18 protein-coding genes are annotated in these 23,359 nt (G+C 70.8%); 10 read left to right on the forward strand and 8 right to left on the reverse strand.

Features of this window, described 5'->3' with window-relative positions:
* Positions 1-148 precede the first annotated feature (148 nt).
* The 4 genes from VIM26_RS02925 (at position 149) to VIM26_RS02940 (ending at position 5,674) form a co-directional block, all read left to right on the forward strand.
* Positions 149-544: a hypothetical protein gene (locus tag VIM26_RS02925; RefSeq protein WP_331948826.1), complete on the forward strand. Its 396-nt coding sequence runs from the start codon at positions 149-151 to the stop codon at positions 542-544.
* A gap of 337 nt (positions 545-881) precedes the next feature.
* Positions 882-2,585: an ATP-binding protein gene (locus tag VIM26_RS02930; protein WP_331948827.1), complete on the forward strand. Its 1,704-nt coding sequence runs from the start codon at positions 882-884 to the stop codon at positions 2,583-2,585.
* A gap of 599 nt (positions 2,586-3,184) precedes the next feature.
* Positions 3,185-3,910, forward strand: a complete 726-nt coding sequence (locus VIM26_RS02935; RefSeq protein ID WP_331948828.1) for a hypothetical protein — start codon at positions 3,185-3,187, stop codon at positions 3,908-3,910.
* A gap of 120 nt (positions 3,911-4,030) precedes the next feature.
* Entirely contained in the window at positions 4,031-5,674 is a 1,644-nt protein-coding gene (locus tag VIM26_RS02940) for a Na+/H+ antiporter (protein ID WP_331948829.1), read from the forward strand.
* Between the two features lie 426 nt (positions 5,675-6,100).
* Here VIM26_RS02940 and VIM26_RS02945 read toward each other — a convergent pair whose 3' ends face one another.
* Positions 6,101-6,844, reverse strand: a complete 744-nt coding sequence (locus VIM26_RS02945; protein ID WP_331948830.1) for an SGNH/GDSL hydrolase family protein — start codon at positions 6,842-6,844, stop codon at positions 6,101-6,103.
* A 425-nt stretch (positions 6,845-7,269) separates the two neighbouring features.
* Between VIM26_RS02945 and cysK the strand changes: the two genes are divergently transcribed.
* From cysK to VIM26_RS02960, 3 genes are all read left to right on the forward strand, one after another.
* A complete protein-coding gene (gene cysK, locus VIM26_RS02950) occupies positions 7,270-8,205 on the forward strand; it encodes a cysteine synthase A (protein WP_331948831.1) in 936 nt (311 codons plus the stop codon).
* On the forward strand, positions 8,205-8,792 hold the full coding sequence (gene epsC / locus VIM26_RS02955; RefSeq protein ID WP_331948833.1) for a serine O-acetyltransferase EpsC: 588 nt from the start codon (positions 8,205-8,207) through the stop codon (positions 8,790-8,792). The genes cysK and epsC overlap by 1 nt, the downstream gene beginning before the upstream one ends.
* Positions 8,793-8,996: 204 nt before the next feature.
* Positions 8,997-10,073, forward strand: coding sequence for an LLM class F420-dependent oxidoreductase (locus VIM26_RS02960; RefSeq protein ID WP_331948834.1), 1,077 nt, complete (start codon positions 8,997-8,999; stop codon positions 10,071-10,073).
* Here VIM26_RS02960 and VIM26_RS02965 read toward each other — a convergent pair.
* From VIM26_RS02965 to VIM26_RS02980, 4 genes are all read right to left on the reverse strand, one after another.
* Positions 10,063-11,376: an anaerobic C4-dicarboxylate transporter gene (locus VIM26_RS02965; protein ID WP_349257758.1), complete on the reverse strand. Its 1,314-nt coding sequence runs from the start codon at positions 11,374-11,376 to the stop codon at positions 10,063-10,065. The genes VIM26_RS02960 and VIM26_RS02965 overlap by 11 nt on opposite strands.
* Positions 11,376-12,851, reverse strand: coding sequence for an aspartate ammonia-lyase (aspA, locus tag VIM26_RS02970; RefSeq protein ID WP_331948836.1), 1,476 nt, complete (start codon positions 12,849-12,851; stop codon positions 11,376-11,378). The genes VIM26_RS02965 and aspA overlap by 1 nt, the downstream gene beginning before the upstream one ends.
* A 341-nt stretch (positions 12,852-13,192) precedes the next feature.
* Positions 13,193-13,546, reverse strand: a complete 354-nt coding sequence (locus VIM26_RS02975; RefSeq protein WP_331948853.1) for an MGMT family protein — start codon at positions 13,544-13,546, stop codon at positions 13,193-13,195.
* A 5-nt stretch (positions 13,547-13,551) separates the two neighbouring features.
* Positions 13,552-14,649, reverse strand: a complete 1,098-nt coding sequence (locus tag VIM26_RS02980) for a PP2C family protein-serine/threonine phosphatase (RefSeq protein ID WP_331948837.1) — start codon at positions 14,647-14,649, stop codon at positions 13,552-13,554.
* Between the two features lie 98 nt (positions 14,650-14,747).
* Between VIM26_RS02980 and VIM26_RS02985 the strand changes: the two genes are divergently transcribed.
* The gene (locus VIM26_RS02985; protein WP_331948838.1) at positions 14,748-16,022 is read left to right on the forward strand and encodes a GNAT family N-acetyltransferase; all 1,275 of its coding nucleotides are present in this window, start codon (positions 14,748-14,750) and stop codon (positions 16,020-16,022) included.
* A 67-nt stretch (positions 16,023-16,089) separates the two neighbouring features.
* Here VIM26_RS02985 and VIM26_RS02990 read toward each other — a convergent pair whose 3' ends face one another.
* Complete coding sequence (locus tag VIM26_RS02990; RefSeq protein WP_331948839.1) at positions 16,090-16,539, reverse strand: ribose-5-phosphate isomerase; 450 nt, start codon at positions 16,537-16,539, stop codon at positions 16,090-16,092.
* Between the two features lie 206 nt (positions 16,540-16,745).
* On the opposite strand from VIM26_RS02990, the gene VIM26_RS02995 reads away from it, so the two are divergent.
* Complete coding sequence (locus VIM26_RS02995) at positions 16,746-18,743, forward strand: M13 family metallopeptidase (RefSeq protein WP_331948840.1); 1,998 nt, start codon at positions 16,746-16,748, stop codon at positions 18,741-18,743.
* Positions 18,744-18,826: 83 nt separating this feature from the next.
* Here VIM26_RS02995 and VIM26_RS03000 read toward each other — a convergent pair whose 3' ends face one another.
* Positions 18,827-19,402: a hypothetical protein gene (locus tag VIM26_RS03000; protein WP_331948842.1), complete on the reverse strand. Its 576-nt coding sequence runs from the start codon at positions 19,400-19,402 to the stop codon at positions 18,827-18,829.
* 156 nt (positions 19,403-19,558) lie between these two features.
* A complete protein-coding gene (locus VIM26_RS03005; RefSeq protein ID WP_331948854.1) occupies positions 19,559-20,191 on the reverse strand; it encodes a DsbA family protein in 633 nt (210 codons plus the stop codon).
* Positions 20,192-20,315: 124 nt separating this feature from the next.
* Between VIM26_RS03005 and pepN the strand changes: the two genes are divergently transcribed.
* Positions 20,316-22,904 (forward strand): aminopeptidase N, encoded by a 2,589-nt coding sequence (pepN, locus tag VIM26_RS03010; RefSeq protein ID WP_331948843.1) that lies wholly within the window; start codon positions 20,316-20,318, stop codon positions 22,902-22,904.
* Positions 22,905-23,359: the final 455 nt, after the last annotated feature.

A 23,359-nucleotide genomic window follows, 5' to 3' on the forward strand; every position in this document is an offset into this window, starting at 1 on the left:
AGCAGCTCTTCGACCTGTTCAACCTCGAGACCTACGCCCCCAAGCGCTGACATGGGTAATACAAACCGGCCACCCTAAACAGGCACCTGACCTGCACGTTCACGGGCAACGCCCGCGATAGCCAGGAAGGTCCCGCTAGCCTTGGGGCGTGACTCCGGATGAAGTGGCCGACGCCGTTGCAGCAGACGCCGAAGAGCTTGATCTGGTGGTGGGGCCGGTCGTCCGGGAGGGGAGACGGGTGCTCATCTACCTGAGCGCGGCGCATCGCTCCGGACGGACCGCCGTCATCGAAACACTCGGGGGGGAGGTGTTCTTCCTGCTTCTCGACGACTTCCACTGGCCGCCCGAGTTCGAGTACGACGACCTGGGTGTGCAGAGGCGAGTGGTGCGGGAACTCGTCGAGCTTGCCGCCCTGCACCTCTTCGGTCATACGACAGAGAAGCGCTCACGGAGCAGATGGCGGCGCACCGACATCCCTGCGCTCGAGGTCACCTGGCAAGGCACGACGCACCTGTTGACGAAGCATGGCCGGACTCGGCAGTAGGCCTCGCGGAGGCCCGTGCGACGGTGAGGCAGCGCCCGCCTGACCTTCCCGCGGACCGCGGCGCCTGCGGTGTAGTCGGATGGCGTGCGCCATCGAGCTGGGTCGAAACGCACGTAGTCAGTCCCTAGTGGCATGCCATAACGTGCCATAAGGGTGGTCCCCAGGGTGCATTTCGGTTCCGCTCGGTGTAGCCTCGCAAGCGTCTGACCTGCAAAAACGCGGTTTGATGAGGTCGTTACAAACCCGTCGGCGTAACTTCCAAACTGGCTACGGGAGTTCGATTCTCCTCACCCGCTCCAGTATTTCCGCAGGTCGAAGACTTGCGACGGCCACCTCCGTGCGTCAGCGACTCACGAAGACCACGTCGAACCCGTCGCTGGACCCGCGTTCCGCCCGGACAGCATCGCCACCCTCCCTGCCCACGTGGATCGCACCGCGCGCTGGCTTTGAATCGGCGAATTCGTGTGGAATCGGCCAACTCAGGTCGCTCTGGTCGTCGTCGTGTTCCCGGAACGACGCAACTCGTGAGCCCCATGAGCGCAACTGTCCCGTGGACGGAGTATCACGACTGATACTGTCATCTGTGACAGTATCTTTGATGACAGATCTGAGGGAGCACCTGATGCCCCGCTTCGTCGGTCGCGCATCCCAGCTCCGTGAACTGGCCCGACTCCTACCCAACCCCGCCGGTCCCGCCGAGCGGCCGGCGAAGGCGCTGCTGATCCGGGGGCGACGGCGAGTGGGGAAATCGCGTCTCGTGGAGGAGTTCCTCGACCGGGCGGGCGTGCCCTACGTGTTTTTCACCGCGTCGACGCGCAGCACCGCGGAAGAGCTAAGTCTCTTCACACGCGAGGTGGCCGAGTCGAACCTGCCGGGGGCACCCCTCTTCCAGGACGTTCAGGTCACGTCCTGGGACGCGGCGCTCCGCCTTCTGGCCGCAGCGTTGCCACCGGACGGTCCGAGTGTGATCGTCATCGACGAGATCCCCTACCTGATCGCGTCGGATCCCTCATTCGAGGGGACGCTTCAGAAGGTGTTCGACCGTGACCTGTCGCGCCTGCCTGTGCTGCTGATCGGCATCGGGTCGGATCTCGCGATGATGGAGACTTTGAACGAGTACGGACGCCCGTTTCATCAGCGGGCCACGGAAATGGTCGTCCCGCCGTTGTCTCCGGCCGAGGTTGGTGACCTGCTGCACCTCGAGCCGGCAGCGGCATTCGACGCGTACCTCATCACGGGCGGTCTTCCGCTCGTGTGTGCCGACTGGGCGCAGGGTCAGTCCATGTGGGACTACCTGCGGGATGCCTTGTCACGGTCCACGTCGCCGCTGCTGGTCAGTGGGGAACGTTCGCTCGCCGCGGAGTTCCCCCCGAGCGCCCAAGCACGCGCGGTCCTCGAGGTGATCGGGTCCGGTGAGACCACCTTCACTGCGATCGGCCGGCAGGCCGGCGGGATCCAGCAGACGTCACTGAGCCGCGCCCTGCGGACCTTGGTGCACAAGCGTGTCGTCGCTGCGGAGGCACCGTTGTCAACAGCGCCGTCGAAGGAGACCCGGTACCGCGTCGCAGACCCGCACTTGCGCTTCTGGCTTCGGTTCCTCGGGCCAGGTTTCGCTGAGATCGAACGAGGCCGTGGCGACCGGGTCCTCGAACGTATCCAGACGTCGTGGGAGTCGTGGCGTGGTCGTGCGGTCGAACCGGTGGTGCGGGAAGCGCTCCACGGTCTCGGCTCGCGTGCCCTCGGCCTGGGGGACGGGCCGGCACCCGTTGTGGGTGGGTACTGGACCCGCACGAACGACGTCGAGATCGACGTCGTCCTCGCAGACCGTGCGCCCGTCGCGAAGAAGGTGCTCGGCGTCGGGTCGATCAAATGGCGTGAACGCGCGCCGTTCGACATGGGCGACTACGCAGCACTCTCGCGAAATCGAGACCGCCTGCCAGGTGCGACGGCACACACATCGCTGTTGGCGGTCTCCCGCGTCCCGAGCACTGTCCCCGGCGTCACGATTCTCACACCAGCGGACCTCATCGCTGCGTGGTGATCGGCGGGCGGAGCCCCTCTATTTCCATTTATAGCAGGGTCCGGCCGCCCTCATGAGCGCCAAGAATTCGATCTAAGGTCACGGATCTCAGAAGAGGAGCTCGGTCAGGTTCTACGAGGAGCCGCCGGCGAAGGGAACGACGGTCACGACCGAGTGGTCCGACCTCTGGCTGAGCCCCGACGACTGGGCCGCGGCGTTCGACGCGCCGGACCCGGGCACTGCGCACAACGAGGCGCGCGAGCAGATCTGGGCGGAGCTGCTCGCGATCCTGCTGGACAAGCATGACGACGACGACTCGGCCGACCTGCTCCGCGAGTCGCTGGAGCAGAGCACCGGGCTGCGCTCCATCCTCGACCGCGCGTGGCCGCTGCTCGACGCGACCGACCTCGTGGCGGACCTGTGGTCGGTGCCCGCCTACCTGCGCCCCCTGGCTCAGCCGCGACGACGTCCAGGCGCTGCAGCGCGCCCATCCTCAGGCGTGGACGGTCACCAACCTGCCGCTCCTGGACGCAGCGCGCCAGCGGCTCGGCGACGCGGCGGCGTCGGGACGGCAGCGGCGCCATCTCGCCGCCGTCGCCGCCGAACGCGAGCAGATGGCCATGGTCATCGACCACCTGATCGAGTCCGACGACTCCGAGATGGCCGTCATGACGATGTTGCGCGGGCAGGACGCCCAGAACACCCTGGTGGACCCGAGCGCGCCGCCCGGCGCCGACCCGGACCTGCTCGCCGGACCGTTCGCGCACATCGTCGTGGACGAGGCCCAGGAGCTGTCCGACGCCGAGTGGCAGATGTTGCTGCCGCGCTGCCCGTCCCGGAGCTTCACCATCGTCGGGGACCGCGCCCAGGCCAGGCACGGGTTCACGGAGTCGTGGCCGCAGCGCCTCGAGCGGATCGGGCTCGACGGGATCAACCTGGCCTCCCTGAGCATCAACTACCGGACGCCGGCGGAGGTCATGGCGCAGGCCGAGCCGGTGATCCGGGCCGTGATCCCGGACGCCAACGTGCCGACCTCCATCCGCAGCAGCGGCGTCGCCGTCGTGCACGGAGCCTCGTCGGAGCTGGGCTCGATCCTCGACACCTGGCTCGCCGCACCAGGCGACGGGATCGCGTGCGTCATCGGCGCTGGTCACGGTGACGCCGGCACATCCCGTGCGACGTCCCGCGTCCGGTCGCTGACCCCGGAGCTGGTGAAGGGGCTCGAGTTCGACCTGGTCGTCCTCGTCGACCCGGCGGCGTTCGGCGACGGCATCGAGGGTGCGGTGGACCGCTACGTGTCGATGACCCGAGCGACCCAGCAACTCGTCATCCTCACGAGCCGCTGACGTCGGCCGAGACCTCACCAGACCAACGAGCCCGGCGAACGTCCGGGCGGCGTCGTCATCGTCGTCGTGCGAGCCCGCGTAAGGTCAGGCCTCTCCTGGACCTGTTCGTGAGGCGGTGCCGTGTCCGAGTTCGAGCTCCTCGCGCTGCTTGCGGTCGCCGTGTCGGTCGCGGCCCTGGCGCGGCGCTACGGGTGGCCCATGCCGCTCGTGCTGGTCGGGGTCGGCCTCGCGGTGTCGTTCGTGCCCGTCGTCCCGCACTACGCGATCGACCCGCACCTGCTGCTCGACCTGATCCTGCCGCCGCTGCTCTACTCGGCCGCGCTCTCGAGCTCGTACACGGACCTGCGGCGCTCGCTGAACTCGATCAGCCGGCTCGGGATCGGGCTGGTGCTGGTCAGCGCCGCCGCCGTCGCCCTGGTGGCCGTCTGGCTCGTACCGAACCTGCCGTTCGCTGCGGCACTGCTGCTCGGCGCCGTCGTCGCTCCGCCGGACGCCGTGGCGGCCGCCGCCGTCGGGCGCCGGCTCCACCTGCCCCGTCGGGTGATGACGCTGCTCACCGGGGAGAGCCTCATCAACGACGCGACGTCGCTCACCCTGTACAAGGTGGCGCTCGCCGGGGTGGCCACCGGAACGTGGTCGTTCGGCCAGGGCCTGCGGGTGTTCGCGGTCGCCGTGCTGATCGGCGTCAGCGCCGGCCTTGCGATCGGCTGGGGCGTGCACGTCGCGCGCCTGCACCTCGACGATCCGGTCGTCGCCTCCGCGATCGGTCTCGCGACGCCGTTCGCGGCCTACTGGATCGCGGAAGACCTCGGCGGGTCCGGCGTGCTCGCGGTCGTCGCCGCCGGGCTGTACCTCGGGCACAGCGCGCCCGAAGCCGGCTACGCCACGCGCCTGTACGAGGAACCCCTCTGGTCGACCTTCGACCTCATCCTGGAGTCCTTCACGTTCGCCCTGATCGGCCTGCAGCTCAAATGGGTGATCGCCGAGGTGCAGCGGGCGCCCGATCAGGGCATGGGTCGGGCGGTGCTGGCCGCCGCCGCCGTACTGGCGGTCGCGATCGCCGTCCGCCCGCTGTATGTCTTCGCGACGACGCGCTTCGATCATCTGCGGTTCCGCGGCAGCCATCGGCCGGTCCACGACGACCTCACGCGGCGCGAGTCCGGGGTGGTGTCCTGGGCCGGGATGCGCGGTGTCGTCACGCTCGCGGCCGCGGCCGGCATCCCCCTGATCGCGGCGGGCGCCGGATTCCCCCACCGGGCGACGCTCCAGTTCATCGCCTACGCGGTCGCGATCGGCACCCTGCTGCTGCAGGGAATGACCCTGCCGTGGGTGATCCGGCGGGCCGGCATCGGCTCCGCCGACGACGACGCCCGCGACGCCGCCCAGGAGGCGACGCTGCGCCTGGCGACGACGCGTGCCGCGAGCGCAGCGATCGAGCAACGCGAGAGCACCCTGGCCGCCCAGCTCGGCGAGGAGCAGGCCGCCTCGATCATCCGGAAGCTCTCCCGTGGGGTGCTCGAGGGCGGCGCCGCGGCGGCGGCACTGCTCGACCCGTCGCGCACCGAGGGCGCCCCGGCGCCGCTCTCGGCCGAGAGCGGTCGGCGGATCCTGCGGTTCCGCCGCGAGATCGTCGCCGCGCAGCGCGGCGTGCTCATGCGGTCCCGCGACGCCGGCGAGGTCGACGAGGTGGTGATGCGCCGGATGCTGCGCGAGCTCGACCTCGAGGAGGAGTCCATGTCGGCGTCCTGGCTGGACCGGATCTGATCCCGGACGATCCACGGGCGTCCCACACCGCCGACGGCGGACCATTCACCGGCCCGCGCAGAGCTCGAGTTCGCCGGTCCGCACCCGAGTTCGTCGTTTTCGATCGACGAACTCGACTGGAAACGACGAACTCGGCGGCCGACCAGGGCCGGCGTCGCGCGCGGTGCGCGGGCTGCGACTCAGAGGTCTCAGTGCATCCGTCAGTGCATCGAACGTGCACCCCTGGCGCGCGTTGGCTGCACAGAGCGCTGCACAGAGCGCTGCACTGAGCAGGTTCGGCGCGATTCCGGCACCCCATGGGCGCGACCTACGTCCAGGACCCGCCTCTCAACCCATCCGGACCACCCCGCGAGCTCGCTGGACCGACGTGTCAGTCGCAGCGCGCGGCCTACCCACACTGGGTCTGACACTTCGCGGTTCACGAACTCAGCGCGAGACTCCGTGGTGGCCCACGATCGCCTTGGCGATCGCGGCGCCGATGAGCTTGGCGGCCGCCTGGGTCGGATGCGTGCCGTCCCAGGTCATGCCGGGGGCGTAGCGCTTGCCGTCGCGCAGGTCGGCCATCGCGTCCATGTAGGTCCAGCCCTGGGCCTCGACGAACGGCTTGAGCTTCCGGTTGAACTCGGCGGCGATCGCCGGCTCGACGTTGCTGGGCGGGATCGCGGAGACGATCACCCGGTCCGCACCGACCGTCCGGGCGATCGCGAGCAGGTTCTTCGACGTCGTCGCGAACGGGACGTGGTGGCGATAGTCGTTGATGCCCGCGATGATCACAAGCACGTCGGCGCGCACGAACCTCGCGTTCCGGGCCATCGCCGAACTCTGCGCGCCGCCGTGGGCCCAGCCGCCGCCGAACCTCAGCTCGGAGCTTCTCGCGTAGTAGACCCAGGACCCGTCGCCGACCTTCTGTTGACCGAGGTCGTCGCTGTTCGCGGCCGTGATCGAGTCGCCGACTGCGGCGAACACGAGGGGCCGCGGTGCCGGGGACGCGACCATCGCGACCGTGACCGGCTTGGCGCCGGACGAACCGCCCGGGCCGGGTCGGTTGAACACCGTCGCAGCGAGCACGAGCACGCCGAGCACGACGACGGCGGCGCCGACCGTCGCCCAGCGCGCGTACCGCCACGACGACGCGTCGTCGCGCGAGCGCCATGCCCGGCCCATTTTCATGCCCCGAAGCGTAAGCCCCGGTGACTACCATGAAGAGCGTTATCGAAAGTGCGGAACGCGGTTTTTGTCCGTGCGAGGAGTCCACCGCGCGGGCAACCGTTGCAGGTCACCGGTCCACGCGCTACGGTCGCACCCGACTGGGTCAGCCCTACTCGAGGAAAGGACGCGCGATGACATTTCACCCGAGCAAGCCACGCGCGTCCCTCGAGCGCCCCGCGTCCCCCTGTCGCTGTCTGTAGAGCGCTGGCTCGCTCGCGTCCTCGCACCCGGACGCGCGGACCCACGGCATCGTCGCCACCAGCGCTCGTCCCGGCACGGATTCACCTCTCCACCGCGGAACACCCACGGCCCCGCCGTGGTTCACCGCACAGGCTCCCCCACCACCCGCCCGCCGCGACACGCGGCCCATCCCGATGAGGTCCCCCATGGCACGCATCTATAACGACGTCACCCAGCTCGTCGGCAACACCCCGCTGGTCCGGCTGAACCGGCTCACCGAGGGGCTCGGCGCGACGATCGTCGGCAAGCTCGAGTTCTACAACCCGGCGAGCTCGGTCAAGGACCGCATCGGGGTCGCGATCGTCGACGCCGCCGAGAAGTCCGGCGAGCTGAAGCCGGGCGGCACCATCGTCGAGGCGACGAGCGGCAACACCGGCATCGCGCTCGCGATGGTCGGCGCGGCGCGCGGCTACGACGTCGTGCTCACGATGCCCGAGACCATGTCCCGCGAGCGCCGCGCGCTGCTCCGCGCGTTCGGCGCCGAGCTCATCCTGACCCCGGGCTCCGGTGGCATGAAGGGCGCCGTCGACAAGGCCGACGAGATCGTCGCCGAGCGGCCGGGCGCGATCCTCGCCCGCCAGTTCGCCAACGAGGCCAACCCGCAGATCCACCGCACGACGACCGCGGTGGAGATCTGGGACGACACGGACGGCGCCGTCGATATCGTCGTCGCCGGCATCGGCACGGGCGGCACCATCACCGGCGTCGGCCAGGTGCTCAAGGCCCGCAAGCCGAGCGTGCAGATCGTCGGCGTCGAGCCTGCCGAGTCCGCCATCCTCAACGGTGGGGCGCCCGGCCCGCACAAGATCCAGGGCATCGGCGCGAACTTCGTGCCCGAGATCCTCGACCGCACGGTCTACGACGAGATCATCGACGTCGACGCCGAGACGGCGGTCGCCGTCGCCCGCGACGCCGCCAAGCGCGAGGGTCTGCTGGTCGGCATCTCGTCCGGCGCTGCCATCCACGCCGCGATCCAGCTCGCGAAGCGCCCCGAGAACGCGGGCAAGCTGATCGTGGCGATCATCCCGTCGTTCGGCGAGCGTTACCTCACCTCCGTGCTGTACTCCGACCTGCTCGACTGATGCCTCGCGTCCGGCGGTTCCTGAGCGTGCTGCGAGATGACCTCGAGGTCGCCCGACTGCGTGACCCCGCGGCCAGGTCGCTCATCGAGGTCGCGCTCGGGTACCCGGGCGTGCACGCGGTGTGGACGTACCGGCTCGCCCACCGCATGTGGCGCGAGCCCGGCCTGCGGCTGGCCGCCCGGCTGCTCGCGCAGGCGGCGCGGGCGGCCACCGGCGTCGAGATCCATCCGGGCGCGCGGCTGGGTCAGCGGCTGTTCATCGACCACGGCATGGGCGTCGTCATCGGCGAGACCGCCGAGGTCGGCGACGACGTCGTGCTGTTCCACGGCGCGACGCTCGGCGGCAAGACGATGCACCACGGCAAGCGGCACCCGACCCTGGGGGACGGCGTCGTGGTCGGCGCCGGCGCGAAGATCCTCGGACCGGTCTGGATCGGGAACGGAGCCCAGATCGGTGCGAACGCCGTGGTGATCACGGACGTCCCGGCGGGTGCGGTCGCCGTCGGCGTCCCCGCCAAGATCCGCACAGTCAGCCGCGACTCCCCCCTCATCGCGGCCGACGTCGACGACCCAGCCATCTACATCTGACCGGCGTCTTCCGCAGACTGCGCACATCGGTGCCCGCTGCGCACATCCGATGTGCGCGGTTGGCGCCGATGTGCGCAGTTTGCGCCCGGCGGCGCGGGGGCGGCGCGGGGGCGGCGCGGGGGCGGCGCGGGGCGACCGTGGGCGGATCTGGGGCGGCTGGGGCAGGATGGGATGTCTCGACGTCGAGATGAAGGAGTCCCGCTGATGCGCCTCGGGTACCACACCGGTTACTGGTCGGCCGGACCACCACCTGGGGCGCTGGACGCGGTGCTGGCCGCCGAGCGGCTCGGTTTCGACTCGGTCTGGACCGCGGAAGCGTACGGCTCGGACGCGCTCACCCCGCTCGCCTGGTGGGGCGCACAGACTCGGACGATCCGGCTCGGCACGGCGATCGCGCAGCTGTCCGCGCGCACCCCGACCGCTGCGGCGATGGCCGCGCTCACGCTCGACCACCTCTCCGGCGGGCGGTTCACGCTCGGGCTCGGGGCGTCCGGACCCCAGGTCGTCGAGGGCTGGTACGGCCAGCCGTACCCCAAGCCCCTGGCCCGGACCCGCGAGTACGTCGCCATCGTCCGCGAGGTGCTGGCGCGCGAGAAGCCGGTCACCTACGACGGCGAGTTCTACACGCTGCCGTTGCGCGGCGGGACCGGCCTCGGCAAGTCGCTGCGGTCGACCGTGCACCCGTTGCGCGCCGACCTGCCGATCCACCTAGCCGCGGAGGGTCCGAAGAACATCACCATGTCGGCCGAGATCGGCGACGGCTGGCTGCCGCTGTTCTACTCCCCGCGCATGGACGACACATACCGCCAGCTGCTCGCCGACGGTTTCGCGCGCCGCGGCACCGTGGCCGGCGCACGCGAGCCGCGGCCGGTGGAGGAGTTCGAGGTCAGCGCGACCGTCCCCGTCGTCGTGCACGACGACGTCGAGGCGGCCGCCGACGCCGTCCGCCCGTTCATCGCGCTCTACGCGGGCGGCATGGGCGCCAAGGGGGCGAACTTCCACCGGGACGTGCTGGTGCGCCTGGGCTACGAGGAGGCGTGCGACGAGATCCAGGCCCACTACCTGGCCGGGCGGCGGGCCGAGGCGACCGCCGCCGTCCCGCTCGAGCTCGTGCAGGACATCGCGCTGGTCGGTCCGCCCGCGAAGATCCGCGCCGAGCTGGCCGCGTGGGAGCGGACCGCGGTGACGACGATCATCGTGCAGGGCGACGTGGCGTCGCTGGCCGTCGTCGCCGACGCGCTCGAGGTGGGCGCGTCGGCGACCGAGTCGGCTACAGGATGAACGAGCCGAACAGGAACCCGAACGCGACCGCGATCGTCACGTTGATGACCCCCGGAACGATGAACGGGTGGTTGAACACGTACTTGCCGATCTGGGTGGTCCCCGTGTCGTCCATCTGCACCGCCGCCAGCAGCGTCGGGTAGGTGGGCAGCACGAACAGGGCCGAGACCGCGGGGAACGCGGCCACGGCCGCGAGCGGCGCGACGCCGATCGCCAGGGCCGTCGGAATGAGCGCCTTCGTCGTGGCCGCCTGGGAGTACAGCAGCGCCGACGCCGCGAACAGCACGACGGCGAGCATCCACGGCTGACTGCTCAGCAGATCACCGGAGAAGCTGGTGATCGCCGCCTCGTGCGCGGTCACGAACGTCGTGCCGAGCCAGGCCACCCCGAGCACGCAGATGCTCGCGCTCATGCCCGACTTGAACGTCGACGCACCGAGGATGTCGTTGGTGGGCACTTTGCACACCAGCACGATGATCGCCGCGATGGACAGCATGAACGCGATGATCGCCGAGTCGCGGTCCATCACCGGGTTCTTGATCAGGCCGACGTTCTCGCTGATCGCGGTCGCGTAGGCCATCACGCCGACGAGCCCGATCACGAAGATCAGCACGGACAGCCCGGCCCGTGGCGGAAGCGCCCGTTCGCGCCGTCCGCGGACCGTGACGGTGCCCAGCGCGAGACGACGCTGATACTCCGGGTGGCTGCTGAGCTCGGTGTTCCCGGTGATCTTGTCGATGCCCATCATGATCGCCGCGGTCGCCATGCAGGCGAGGAACGTCGACGGGATGGCCACCGCGAGGATGTCCAGGTAGTCCACGCCCTTCGGCTCGAGCACGCTCGCGAGGAACACCACGGCCGCCGAGATCGGCGAGGCCGTGATGGCGATCTGCGAGGCCACCACCGCCACCGAGAGCGGCCGGGAGGGCCGGATGTTGTTCTCCTTGGCCACCTCGGTGATGACGGGCATCGTCGAGAACGCGGTGTGACCGGTGCCCGCCATCAGCGTCATGAGGTACGTGATGATCGGGGCGAGGAACGTGATGCGCTTGGGGTTGCGGCGCAGGATGCGGTCGGCCAGGTCGACCAGGAAGTCCATCCCGCCGGCCACCTGCATCGCGGCGATGGCCGCGATCACGCTCATGATGATCGAGATGACGTCCAGCGGCATCTCCCCCGGTGTCACCCCGAGCAGCGCGAGCACCAGGACCCCGAGGCCACCGGCGAATCCGATCGCGATGCCCCCGAGGCGCGCCCCGAGGAAGATCGCCGCCAGCACGACGGCGAACTGCAGCGCCATCATCATCGGGGCTCACCGGCGAGCGAGAGGTCCGAGCTCTTCGGCAGGTCGTAGACCTTGCCGCGGTACATCGGGTTGCGCAGGTTCTCCGGGGAGAAGATCTCGTCGAGCTCGGCGCCGGTGAGCAGCCCCATCTCCAGGACCACCTCGCGCACGTTCTTCCCGGTCTGCGCGCACCGGATGCCGACCAGGTCGCCGTTGTGGTGGCCGATGATCGGCTCGAGGAACGTGACGATGCCGATCGAGTCCATGACGTAGCCGAGGCAGACGTCGGGGTTGGCCGTGATGCCGTCGATGCAGCGCTCGCGCAGGGTCCGGGCGGCGTTGGTGAGCAGGCCGATCGACTCGAAGAGCGACTGGCCGATAACCGGCTCCATGACGTTGAGCTGGAGCTGACCGGCCTCGGCCGCCATCGAGACGGTGACGTCGTTGCCGATGATCTTGAAGCAGACCTGGTTGACGACCTCCGGCAGGACCGGGTTGACCTTGGCCGGCATGATCGACGAGCCGGCCTGGAGCTCGGGCAGGTTGATCTCGTTGATGCCGGTGCGCGGGCCCGAGGACAGCAGGCGCAGGTCGTTGCAGATCTTGCCGAGCTTGACCGCGACCCGCTTGATCGCGGCGTGCATCGACACGTAGGCGCCGGCGTCCGACGTCGCCTCGATGAGGTTCTCCGCGAGCACCATCGGCAGTCCGGTGACCTCGCTGAGCTTGGCGATCACGGTCTGCGGGTAGCCCGCCGGGGTGTTCAGGCCGGTGCCGATCGCGGTGGCCCCGAGGTTGACCTCGAGCAGCAGCTCCGCGGCCCGGGTGAGCTGGCGGATCTCCTCGCGCATGAGCACGCCGTAGACCTTGAACTCCTGCCCGAGCGTCATCGGGACGGCGTCCTGGAGCTGGGTGCGGCCCATCTTCAGGACGTCGGCGAACTCCTCGCCCTTGGCCTCGAAGGCGAGCGCGAGGTTCTCGACCTCGACCTTGAGCGCCTCCACGACGGTGAAGACGGCGATCCGGAACCCGGTGGGGTACGCGTCGTTGGTGGACTGGCACCGGTTCACGTGGTCGTTGGGGTGGACGACGTCGTAGCGGCCCTTCTCCAGGCCCAGGTGCTCGAGGGCGAGGTTGGCGATCACCTCGTTGGTGTTCATGTTGACCGAGGTCCCTGCACCGCCCTGGAAGACGTCGATCGGGAACTGGTCCAGGCAGCGGCCGTGCTCGAGGACCTGGTCGCAGCCGGCGACGATGGCGTCGGCGACCAGGACGGGGATCGTGTGCATCTCCTGGTTCGCGAGGGCGGAGGCCTTCTTGACCTTGACCATGCCGCGCACCAGCTCGGGCACGTCGGAGATCTTCGCCGTGCTGATCGTGAAGTTCTCGATCGCGCGCACCGTATGCACGCCGTAGTAGGCGTCCGCCGGTACCTCCTTCGAGCCCAGCAGATCTTCTTCGACCCGGGTCGTCTTCACATCGGCAAGCGACATTGGTGCTTTTCCTCCTTGTGTCGCGCCGGAGGACCCCACTTGTGGTGCCAGTCCCCGGCTCGGATCCCGGGCCGACGGCTCGGGACGTTGATGAGCCCGGACGGGCATGGATGAGCCGTCCGAACGCATCGAGTCAGTCGTGCACGCGCCTCTGCGCGCTCCTCGCCCGGGCATCCGCGCCGAGCAGCGTGCGTCACGACGGCCGCGAGACTCGTCCCGGACGGTCCTGCGACGGCGCTGCCTGCGCCTCCATTGGCTCGTCACGAGCCTATGCGACCGCGGGCGCCAACCCTGCGGACCTGGGTCCCAGGGTGTGCACACCGGGCCGACGTCGTCGCAGGTCAGGCCTCGTCGCCGGGCGGCAACTCGTCGTCGGGCCACCACAGCGCGGCCCGCAAGTTCACCCGCAGGCCCTCCCCCTTGAGCGGGGTGCCCTCCGCTTCGAGCGCGAGGAGCGCGCGGGTGAGGTTCGACGCCGGCGGGCCCCCGGCTGCGTTGACGACCCGCCACCACGGGACCCCGCCGCCCGCGCGCGCGAGCACGTGCCCGACCTGGCGCGGACCGCCGCGCCGCCGCCCGTCGCCCGCGGCGAGCCGGTCGCCGACCACCTCGGCGGCCGTCCCGTAGGTCATCACCCGCCCGGGCGGGATCGCCTGGACCAGGTCCAGCACGGACTCGAGGTACTCCTCGTCCATAGCGGTCACTCCCGGTAGAGGAGCACGAGGGCGCGGTCGTCGGAGTCGCCGGCCAGCACCCCGGCGAGCACCGCCTCCGCGCCCCCGCGGCGGGTCGCGACCACGCGCTCGGCGACGCCGATCAGCCGGTCGATGCCGAGGCCGACGTCCTCGCCCGGGGTCTCCACGAGTCCGTCCGTGTAGAGCATCAGGGTGTCGCCGTGCAGCAGCTGTCCACGGTGGGTCCGGAACCGGGGCTCGTCGACGACGCCGAGCACCGGCCCGCCGATGGTGTCCAGCACCTCGAAGAGTCCCGAGCCGGCGTGGTGGTGGACGGCCGGCGGGTGCCCCGCGGTCGCGACCCAGAAGTCCCCCGTGTCGAGCCGCACGGCGAGGTGCACCGCCGTCGCGAAGCCCTCGTCCCAGTCCTGGCGGATCAGGTAGTCGTTCGCGGCGGACAGGAACTCGGTCCGCGGCATCGCGCCGAGGAGACCGCCGAAGGCCCCGGAGAGGAGCAGCGAGCGCACCCCCGCGTTCTGGCCCTTGCCCGAGACGTCCACGAGCACGAGTTCCAGCAGTCGCCCGCCGCCGGACCGCGCCCCCACCACGAAGTCACCCGAGAACGCCTCGCCGAACGCGGACCGCAGCGCGCTGTCCACCCGCCACCCGGCCGGCAGCGGCGGGATCCGGCCGTGGGCCGCGATGCGGTCCCGCAGGTCGACGAGCATCAGGTTGCCGGCGGCCCCGCTCAGGCCCAGCCGCTCGCGACCGCGCACGAACAGGAGCACCGAGACCAGTGCGAGGCCGAGCACGATCAGCACACCGGGCCCGAATCTTGCGTGCCCGGAGAGCTGCAGGAAGATGACCTCGAACGCGACGACCCCGCTGACGACGGCGACCCCGGTGAGCCGGAGCAGGAAGGCCGCCACGAGCAGGATAAGCAGCAGGACCGACGGCGACACCCAGTTCCGCACCTCGACGATGCCGATCCCCGCGATTGCGACCAGCGCGACCAGCGCGACGGTGCCCACGAGCTGGAGCGACAGCCCCGCGCGGCGCAGGCGGATGGCGAGGCGGCCCACCGTCTCCGCCGGCCGCGGGGTGCCGAACCCCTGAGTGCTCACGCCGCGAGGCTACCCACCGGTAGCGCGGAACGCACCGCTGTGGCACCCGGGTGAAAAAAATGCCCTCAGATCGCCGTCGACCCGCGACGATGGGACCCATGACTCCTGCGCCGGACGGTTATCGCACCATCGAGGTCCCCGAGGCCCGCAAGGGCGAGCTGCTCGCCGTGGACCGGCTCGCATTCGCGTTCAGCCCGGACCCGGAGGTCGACGACGAGGTACCCCTCACGCTGGACTGGACCCGGACGATGGCGCTGGAGGGCACCGGCGGTGCGCTCGCCGGGGTGCACGCCTCCTACCCGTTCGCGCTGCCGGTGCCCGGGGGGACGGTGCCGTGCTCGGGCCTGACGTGGGTGGGCGTGCGGCCCGACCACCGCCGCCGCGGCCTGCTCGGCTCGATGATCGAGACGCACTTCGAGCGCTCCGGAGCCCGCGGCGAGCCCGTCTCGGCGCTGTTCGCCGCCGAGGCGCCCATCTACGGCCGGTTCGGGTACGGCCAGGCGGCCGAGAACCTGCGGCTGACGATCGCGCGCGGCGCCGCCCTGCGTGACGTCAGCGGCTCGGCCGACCTGGACCTCCGGCTCGAGTCGGCCGACGCCGCGGCGCACAGCGCGCTCGTGCACGCCGTGCACGGCGCGGCCGGGGCCGGGCGCCCGGGCTGGATCGAACGCAACACCGACGCGCTCCGGGCCAGGCACTTCGCCGACCCGCGACCCTGGCGCGACGGCGCCGAGCAGCTGCGGATCGTGACCGTCCGCGCGGGCGACCAGGTCCGCGGCTACGCGCTGTTCCGACGCAAGGAGGACTGGGCGGACGGGCGGCCGAACGGGAAGGTCCGGATCGCCGAGGTCGCCGCGCTCGACGCCGCGGCCACCCACCGGCTGTGGTCGTTCCTGCTCGACCTCGACCTCACGACCACCGTGAAGTCGCCCATGCTCGCGGTCGACGACGCACTCATGCAGCTCCTCGTCGACGTGCGCGTCGACAACGCGGTCATCGACGACAACCTCTGGGTCCGGCTGCTCGACCTCCCGGTGGCGCTCGGCGCGCGCCGGTACGCCGCGCCGACCGACGTCGTGCTCGAGGTGACCGACGCGCGACTTCCGGCGAACGCCGGGCGGTGGCGGGTGCGGACCGGGACGTCGGGCGCGGCGGACGGAGGTTTCGGCTACGACGCCGAGGTCAGCGCCACGTCCGACCCGGCGGACCTGACCGTGGACGTCCGCGAGCTCGGCGCGGCCTACCTCGGCGGCCGGTCGCTCGCCGCGATGGCCGGCGCCGGCCTCGTCGTCGAGCACCGGGCGGGCGCGCTGCTCAGCGCGTCGGCCGCCTTCGGCTGGCCCGTCGCCCCACTGTGCACCTGGGGCTTCTAACCACCACCCCACAGTTGTCAGCCCGAGCGCGGTCAACCGCGCTCGGGCTGACACGTCGGGGGGTGGGTCAGCGGCTGGCTTCGTAGGCGGAGACCAGGTCGATCCGGCGCTGGTGGCGCGCGTCGCCGCTGAACGGTTCGGCGAGGAAGGCCTCGACCAGCTCGACGGCGGCGTCGGGCGAGTGCTGGCGGGCGCCGATCGCGACGACGTTCGCGTCGTTGTGCCCCCGCGCGAGACGCGCGGTCTCGTCGTTCCAGGCGAGCGCGGCGCGCACGCCGAGGACCTTGTTCGCGGCGATCTGCTCGCCGTTGCCCGAACCGCCGATCACGATGCCGAGGCTGCCCGGGTCGGCGACGACAGCTTCACCGGCCGCGAGGCAGACCGGCGAATAGTCGTCCTGGGCGTCGTACACGTGAGCGCCGTGGTCGACGACGTCGTGCCCTGCGGCCCTCAGGTGCTCCGCAAGGTGCTCCTTGAGCTCGTATCCGGCGTGGTCGGCAGCGATATGGATGCGCATGCGCCCATCCTGCCGCACCGGCTCGGGCGCCCGGTCCGCGCGTCCATTCCGCCCAGCGCGTACCGACCCGACTACAGCCGTCGGCCGCCGCCCACGGGGCGCAGGTTCACCTAGGCTTGACGGACGCGGCGCCGCTCCGGCCCGCCGCGACAGACGCCTCGACGCGAAACGCACGAACACGCCCTCGACGAAAGAAGAGCGCCACCATGGCCCGAAGCGGCATCGACACCACCGCCCTCGACCCCACCACCCGCCCGCAGGACGACCTGTACGCGCACGTCAACGGCCGCTGGATCGCCTCGCACGAGATCCCCGCCGACCGGGCGATGGATGGCGCCTTCCGGGCGCTGCACGACCAGGCCGAGGAGCACGTCCGCGACATCATCACCGACGCCGCGGCGAGCGCCGCACTTGCCGGCACCAGCGGTGAACCCGCGACGAGCGTCGAGGCCCAGATCGGTGCGCTCTACGCGAGCTTCATGGACGAGGCCGCCGTCGAGCGCCTCGGCATCACCCCGCTGCGCGCCGATCTCGCGCTCGTCGAGTCGAGCGGCACCCGCGAGGAGCTCACCCACACCCTCGGGGCGCTCCAGCGCACCGGTGCGGTCGGCGCACTGGGCTTCTGGGTCGACAACGACGCGAAGGACCCGACGCGCTACGTCGTCTACCTGCACCAGGGCGGCCTCGGGCTGCCGGACGAGTCCTACTACCGCGAGGAGCAGTACGCGGCCGTGCTCGCCGCCTACCGCCCGCACATCGCCCGCATGCTCACCCTGGGCGGGGTCGCCGAGGGCGCCGAGGCGGACGCCGCCGCGGACCGGGTCGTCGAGCTCGAGACCAAGCTCGCCGCCGGGCACTGGGACGTCGTGAAGGACCGCGACGCGGACCTCACCTACAACCCGACCACGCTCGCCGCCCTCGCCGCCGACGCGCCCGGATTCGACTGGCACGCCTGGGTGGGCGCGCTGAGCGTGCCGGACGGGTCCCTCGACGACGTCGTGCTGCGCGAGCCGTCGTTCGCCACGGCGTTCGCGGCCCGGTGGAACAGCGAGCCCGTCGAGGACTGGCAGGCCTGGCTGGCCTACCACGTGATCAGCTCGCGCGCCGCGTACCTGTCCAGCGAGCTCGTCGAGGCCAACTTCGACTTCTACGGCCGCACCCTCACCGGCGCCCAGGAGCTGCGCGACCGGTGGAAGCGCGGCGTCGGCCTCGTCCAGGGCGTGCTCGGGGAGGCCGTCGGCAAGGTCTACGTCGACCGGCACTTCCCCCCGTCCCACAAGGACCGGATGGCGAAGGTCGTGGACAACCTCGTCGAGGCCTACCGCGAGTCGATCACCGTGCTCGACTGGATGGGCGAGGGCACCAAGGTCAAGGCGCTCGCCAAGCTCGACTCGTTCACGCCCAAGATCGGCTACCCGGTGAAGTGGCGCGACTACTCCTCCCTGGTCGTCGAGGCGGACGACCTGCTCGGGAACGTGCGTCGCGCGTTCGCCTTCGAACAGGACCGCGAGCTGACCAAGATCGGCAATCCGCTCGACCGCGACGAGTGGTTCATGACGCCGCAGACGGTGAACGCGTACTACAACCCGGGCATGAACGAGATCGTCTTCCCGGCCGCCATCCTGCAGCCGCCGTTCTTCGACGCGGAGGCCGACGACGCGGTGAACTACGGCGGGATCGGCGCGGTCATCGGCCACGAGATCGGCCACGGCTTCGACGACCAGGGCTCCAAGTACGACGGCACCGGCCGGCTCGAGGACTGGTGGACGCCCGAGGACCGGGCCGAGTTCGAGTCCCGCACGAAGGCCCTGATCGCGCAGTACGACGCGTTCAGCCCCGTCCAGCTCGACGGGAAGCACCACATCAACGGGGCGCTGACCATCGGGGAGAACATCGGGGACCTCGGCGGCCTGTCGATCGCGATCAAGGCGTACCGGATCGCGCTCGGCAAGCCGCTGGACGAGGCGCCGATCATCGACGGCTTCACCGGCCTGCAGCGCGTGCTGCTCGGCTGGGCGCAGGTGTGGCAGTCCAAGGGCCGCGACGAGGAGGTCATCCGGCGCCTCGCGACGGACCCGCACTCCCCGAACGAGTTCCGCTGCAACGGCGTGCTGCGCAACGTGGACGAGTTCTACGCGGCGTACGACGTCGCACCGGGGGACCTGCTGTACCTGGATCCCGCGGAGCGCGTGCGCATCTGGTGAGAATCTGCTCCAGACGTGCCGCGGGCCCGACGGCGATGTGCCGTCGGGCCCGTGGGCCGCTCGTCAGAGGATCGCGACGGTCGTCAGAGCAGCTCTGAGCCGGCCTTCGCCAGCTTGAAGCCCTTGCCGCTCGGGCCGTGGATGCACTTCATGCCCGTCGAGGAGCTCGTGCAGGTGAAGTCCCCGACGGTCTTGGCCTGCCCGTACGCCAGCTCCGGGACGTCGTCTGCGGCCTTGCTCGGGTGCGTGCCCTCGACGCAGGGCTTCGAGGCACCGTCGGCGGTCACCTTGAGCTCGAGGCCGACCACGCCGTTGCAGCTCGCGTCGACCGGCGGGGTCGCGCTGCTGTTGGCGATCGTGCAGGTCGCGGCGTCGGTGGTCATCTCGCACGCGATGTTGCCGCTCGGGGTCCGGAACGACGTGGTGTCGGTCGAGGTCGACGCGTCGGGCGTCGCGGCGGGCGCGGTCGCCTCCGGCTTCGTCGCCGACGGCGCGTCCGCGGCGGCCGGGGAGCCGCCGATGCTGCCCGTGAGGAACATGACGAGCACGACGAGGAACGCGAGCAGCAGGGCGGCGTCGGCCAGCAGGAAGGCCTTCATCTTCGGCCCGAGCATCTCGAACGCTCGGCGGGCGCGGTCGGGTGCCGGCAAGGAATCCATGCAGATCTCCTGTTGCGTGCGATTGTGGGCGTGCGTCAGGGTTGAGCCGGCGTCAGCGCGCGACAAAAGCGGGCAGCGACCGGGTGAAAGCCTTGCATGCCAAAACGCCGACCTTTACCACGGCGGCCCCAGGATGCGCCTACCGCGACGCGCGGATCAGTCGAAAACCGGTCCCTGCGTGCGGGTCCGCTTGAGCTCGTAAAACCCCGGCACGCCGGTCATCAGCACGAGCCCGTCGAACAGCCGCCCGGCCACCTCGCCCTTCGGCGCGGGGGTGATCACCGGGCCGAAGAACCCGATGCCGTCGATCGCGACGACGGGGGTGCCGACGTCCTCGCCGACCAGGGAGATCCCCGCCGCGTGCGAGGCGCGCAGCTCGTCGTCGAACCGCATCGTCGTGGCGTGCTCGCCGAGCTCGGCGGGCAGGCCGACCTCCTCGAGCGACTCGGCGAGGATCGCAGCCAGGTCCGTGCGCCCACCGGGGTGGCGCCGGGTGCCCATCGCGTCGTAGAGCGGCTTGATGAACTTCTCCCCGTGCAACTCGGACGCCGCGACGATCACGCGGACCGCGGCCCACGCGCCGTCCATCCCGGCACGGTAGGCGGCGGGCAGGTCACGGCCCTCGTTGAGCACCGCCAGGCTCATGACGTGCCAGCGCACGTCCACGTCGCGCACGCGCGCCACCTCGTCCATCCAGCGCGACGTCATCCAGGCCCACGGGCACGCGGGGTCGAACCAGAAGTCGACGACCGGGACCGCCGGGGCGGCGGAGAGCTCGGGGCTGGGCATGGCAAAGGTGTCGGTCACGGAGGTCTCCTGGGGGTAGCGGCGGGCGGTAAACCTGATGGGGCAACGTAGACCTGCGTGGGATGATTCCGGCGAACCCCACCCGACCTCCCGAGGAGCCGCTGCCGTGCCTGCTGAGAACCTGACCCGCGATGAGGCGCGCGAGCGCGCCGCGTTGCTCACGGTCACGTCGTACGAGGTCGCCCTCGACCTGACCGCAGGGCCGACGACGTTCGCCTCGACCACGGTCATCCGCTTCCGCGCGAGCGCCGGGGCGAGCACGTTCCTCGACCTGATCGCCCCGACGGTCCACTCGATCACCCTCAACGGGACCGAGCTCGACCCGGGCGAGGTGTTCGCGGACTCGCGCATCGCGCTCGATGGTCTCGCCGCCGAGAACGAGGTCCGGGTCGTCGCCGACGGCGCGTACACGAACACCGGCGAGGGCCTGCACCGGTTCGTCGACCCGGTCGACGACGAGGTCTACCTGTACTCCCAGTTCGAGGTGGCCGACTCCCGGCGCGTGTTCGCGGTCTTCGAGCAGCCCGACCTGAAGAGCGTGTTCACCTTCACGGTCCGAGCGCCCGCGCACTGGACCGTCGTGTCCAACTCCCCCACCCCCGAGCCCGTCGCGGTGCCGGGCGAGGTGGGTGACGCGCCGTCGGCCGACTGGTCGTTCGCCCCGACGCCGCTGGTCTCGAGCTACATCACCGCGATCATCGCCGGGCCGTACCACCGCGAGACCGGCGAGCTCACGAGCTCGGACGGGCGGGTCGTCCCGCTCGGCGTGTTCTGCCGGTCCTCCCTCGCCAAGCACCTCGACACCGCGAACATCCTGGACATCACGCGCGCCGGCTTCGCGTTCTACGAGCAGACCTTCGGCCGGGCGTACCCGTTTGCCAAGTACGACCAGCTGTTCGTGCCGGAGTTCAACGCCGGCGCGATGGAGAACGCGGGCGCGGTCACCCTGCGCGAGTCCTACGTGTTCCGGTCCAAGGTCCCGGACGCGACGATCGAGCGCCGCGCCCTCACGATCCTGCACGAGCTCGCGCACATGTGGTTCGGCGACCTCGTCACGATGCGCTGGTGGAACGACCTGTGGCTCAACGAGTCCTTCGCCGAGTACGTCTCGACCCTCGCGGCGGCCGAGGCCACCGCGTGGACCAGCGCGTGGACCACGTTCTCCTCGCTCGAGAAGTCCTGGGCCTACCGCCAGGACCAGCTGCCCTCGACACACCCGATCGTCGCGGAGATCCGCGACCTGGCCGACGTCGAGGTCAACTTCGACGGCATCACCTACGCCAAGGGCGCGAGCGTGCTGCGCCAGCTCGTCGCGTGGGTCGGCCAGGACCAGTTCTTCGCCGGGGTGCGCGCCTACATCGCGAAGCACGCGTACGGCAACACCACGCTCGCGGACCTGCTCGTCGAGCTCGAGGCCACCAGCGGCCGGGACCTCACCGCGTGGTCGAGCGTGTGGCTCGAGCGGGCCGGGGTCACGCTGCTGCGCCCGGAGATCACGACCGACGAGGAGGGCGTCATCACGTCGTTCGCGGTGCTCCAGGAGGTGCCCCCGGCGCACCCGCTGCCCCGCCCGCACCGGCTCGCCATCGGCGGCTACACCGTGGTCGAGGAGGCGGGCACGTCGCGCCTCGAGCGGACCGTGCGGGTCGAGCTGGACGTCCACGGGGAGCGGACCGAGGTGCCCGAGCTCGTGGGCAAGCCGCGGCTCGACCTCGTCCTCGTGAACGACGACGACCTCGCGTACGCGAAGGTCCGGCTCGACCCGCAGTCGCTCGCGACCGCGACCGCCCACCTCGGCTCCTTCGGGTCCTCCCTGCCCCGCACGCTGGTGTGGGCGGCGGCCTGGGACACCACGCGCGACGGCGAGTGGGCCGGGCGCGACTTCGTCGAGCTCGTGCTGGGCAACCTCGCGCACGAGACGGACTCCTCCGTGGTGCTCGTGCTGCTGCGCCAGCTCGGCGCGACCCTGGACCTGTACGTGGCCGAGGAGCACCGCGAGGAGGTCTCGGCCGCGGCGGCCGACCGGCTCTGGGCGCTGGTCGAGGGCGCGACGGCGGGCAGCGACACTCAGCTCCAGCTCGTGAAGGCCTTCGGCGCGCGGGCGACGACGAGCCGCCAGTTCGACATCATCGCCGAGCTGCTCGACGGCCGCAGCAAGGTCCCCGGCGTGAGCATCGACACCGACCTGCGCTGGGAGCTGCTCACGGCGCTCGTCGTCGGCGGTCGGGCGGGCATCGAGGAGATCGACGCGGCGCTGGCCGCCGACGCGACCGCGACCGGGGAGATCGCGGCGGCCGGGGCCCTGGCCGCGATCGGGACCCCCGAGGCGAAGGCCGAGGCGTGGCACTCGATGATCGAGGAGGACACGCTGCCCAACGCGGTGCTGGAGTCGTCGATCGGGGGCTTCAGCGCGGTGCTCGACCGGTCGCTGCTGGTGCCGTACATGGACCGGTACTTCGACACGCTCGAGCAGGTGTGGACCACGCGCGGCAGCGACATGGCTCAGGACATCGCCCAGGGCCTGTACCCGACGGAGCTCGCCGCCTACCCCGGCGTCGACCTGCTCGCCGCCACGGACGCCTGGCTCGAGAAGCTCGGCGACCGGCTGCCGGGCCTGCGCCGCATGGTCGTCGAGAACCGCGACGCCGTCCGCCGCGCCCTGAACGCCCAGGCCACCGACCGAGCCCGCAAGTAACTCCCCCTCCGCACCACCCTCCGGCTTGTCAGGCGTAGCGCTCGAGCGCGTGGGTGTAGCGCTGGGTGTACCGAACGTGCACCGTTGGGTGCACGTTCTCAACACCCAGCCCTACACCCAGCCTGGTTTCGACCCGTGGACGTTCCGCGCAGCCGACGGCGGGCAGTCACCGGCCTGCGCAGAGCTCGAGTTCGCCGGTCCGTACCCGAGTTCGTCGTTTTCGATCGACGAACTCGACTCGAAACGACGAACTCGGCGGCCGACCGGAGCCGGCGTCACGCGGGTGGCCGCGGACTGCGGCTCGGAGGTCTCAGTGCCTCCCTCAGTGCATCGAAGGTGCACCCCTGGTGCGCGTTGGACGCACAGAGCGCTGCACTGAGCAGGTTTCGGCACGAATCCGGCGCACGGGCGCGAATCCGGCGCAGCCCCCCTCGGGCGCGGCCCACATCCAGAAC

The sequence above is a fragment of the Pengzhenrongella sp. genome (assembly GCF_036565025.1).
Classification (GTDB): Bacteria; Actinomycetota; Actinomycetes; order Actinomycetales; family Cellulomonadaceae; genus Pengzhenrongella.

Excerpts from the sequence above, each read along its gene's own strand:
- VIM26_RS02935 (WP_331948828.1), top strand. The coding sequence starts at position 3,185 with ATGGTCATCGACCACCTGATCGAGTCCGACGACTCCGAGATGGCCGTC.
- VIM26_RS02945 (WP_331948830.1), bottom strand. The coding sequence starts at position 6,844 with ATGAAAATGGGCCGGGCATGGCGCTCGCGCGACGACGCGTCGTCGTGG.
- cysK (WP_331948831.1), top strand. The coding sequence starts at position 7,270 with ATGGCACGCATCTATAACGACGTCACCCAGCTCGTCGGCAACACCCCG.
- epsC (WP_331948833.1), top strand. The coding sequence starts at position 8,205 with ATGCCTCGCGTCCGGCGGTTCCTGAGCGTGCTGCGAGATGACCTCGAG.
- VIM26_RS02960 (WP_331948834.1), top strand. The coding sequence starts at position 8,997 with ATGCGCCTCGGGTACCACACCGGTTACTGGTCGGCCGGACCACCACCT.
- VIM26_RS02965 (WP_349257758.1), bottom strand. The coding sequence starts at position 11,376 with ATGATGGCGCTGCAGTTCGCCGTCGTGCTGGCGGCGATCTTCCTCGGG.
- aspA (WP_331948836.1), bottom strand. The coding sequence starts at position 12,851 with ATGTCGCTTGCCGATGTGAAGACGACCCGGGTCGAAGAAGATCTGCTG.
- VIM26_RS02975 (WP_331948853.1), bottom strand. The coding sequence starts at position 13,546 with ATGGACGAGGAGTACCTCGAGTCCGTGCTGGACCTGGTCCAGGCGATC.
- VIM26_RS02985 (WP_331948838.1), top strand. The coding sequence starts at position 14,748 with ATGACTCCTGCGCCGGACGGTTATCGCACCATCGAGGTCCCCGAGGCC.
- VIM26_RS02990 (WP_331948839.1), bottom strand. The coding sequence starts at position 16,539 with ATGCGCATCCATATCGCTGCCGACCACGCCGGATACGAGCTCAAGGAG.
- VIM26_RS02995 (WP_331948840.1), top strand. The coding sequence starts at position 16,746 with ATGGCCCGAAGCGGCATCGACACCACCGCCCTCGACCCCACCACCCGC.
- VIM26_RS03000 (WP_331948842.1), bottom strand. The coding sequence starts at position 19,402 with ATGGATTCCTTGCCGGCACCCGACCGCGCCCGCCGAGCGTTCGAGATG.
- VIM26_RS03005 (WP_331948854.1), bottom strand. The coding sequence starts at position 20,191 with ATGCCCAGCCCCGAGCTCTCCGCCGCCCCGGCGGTCCCGGTCGTCGAC.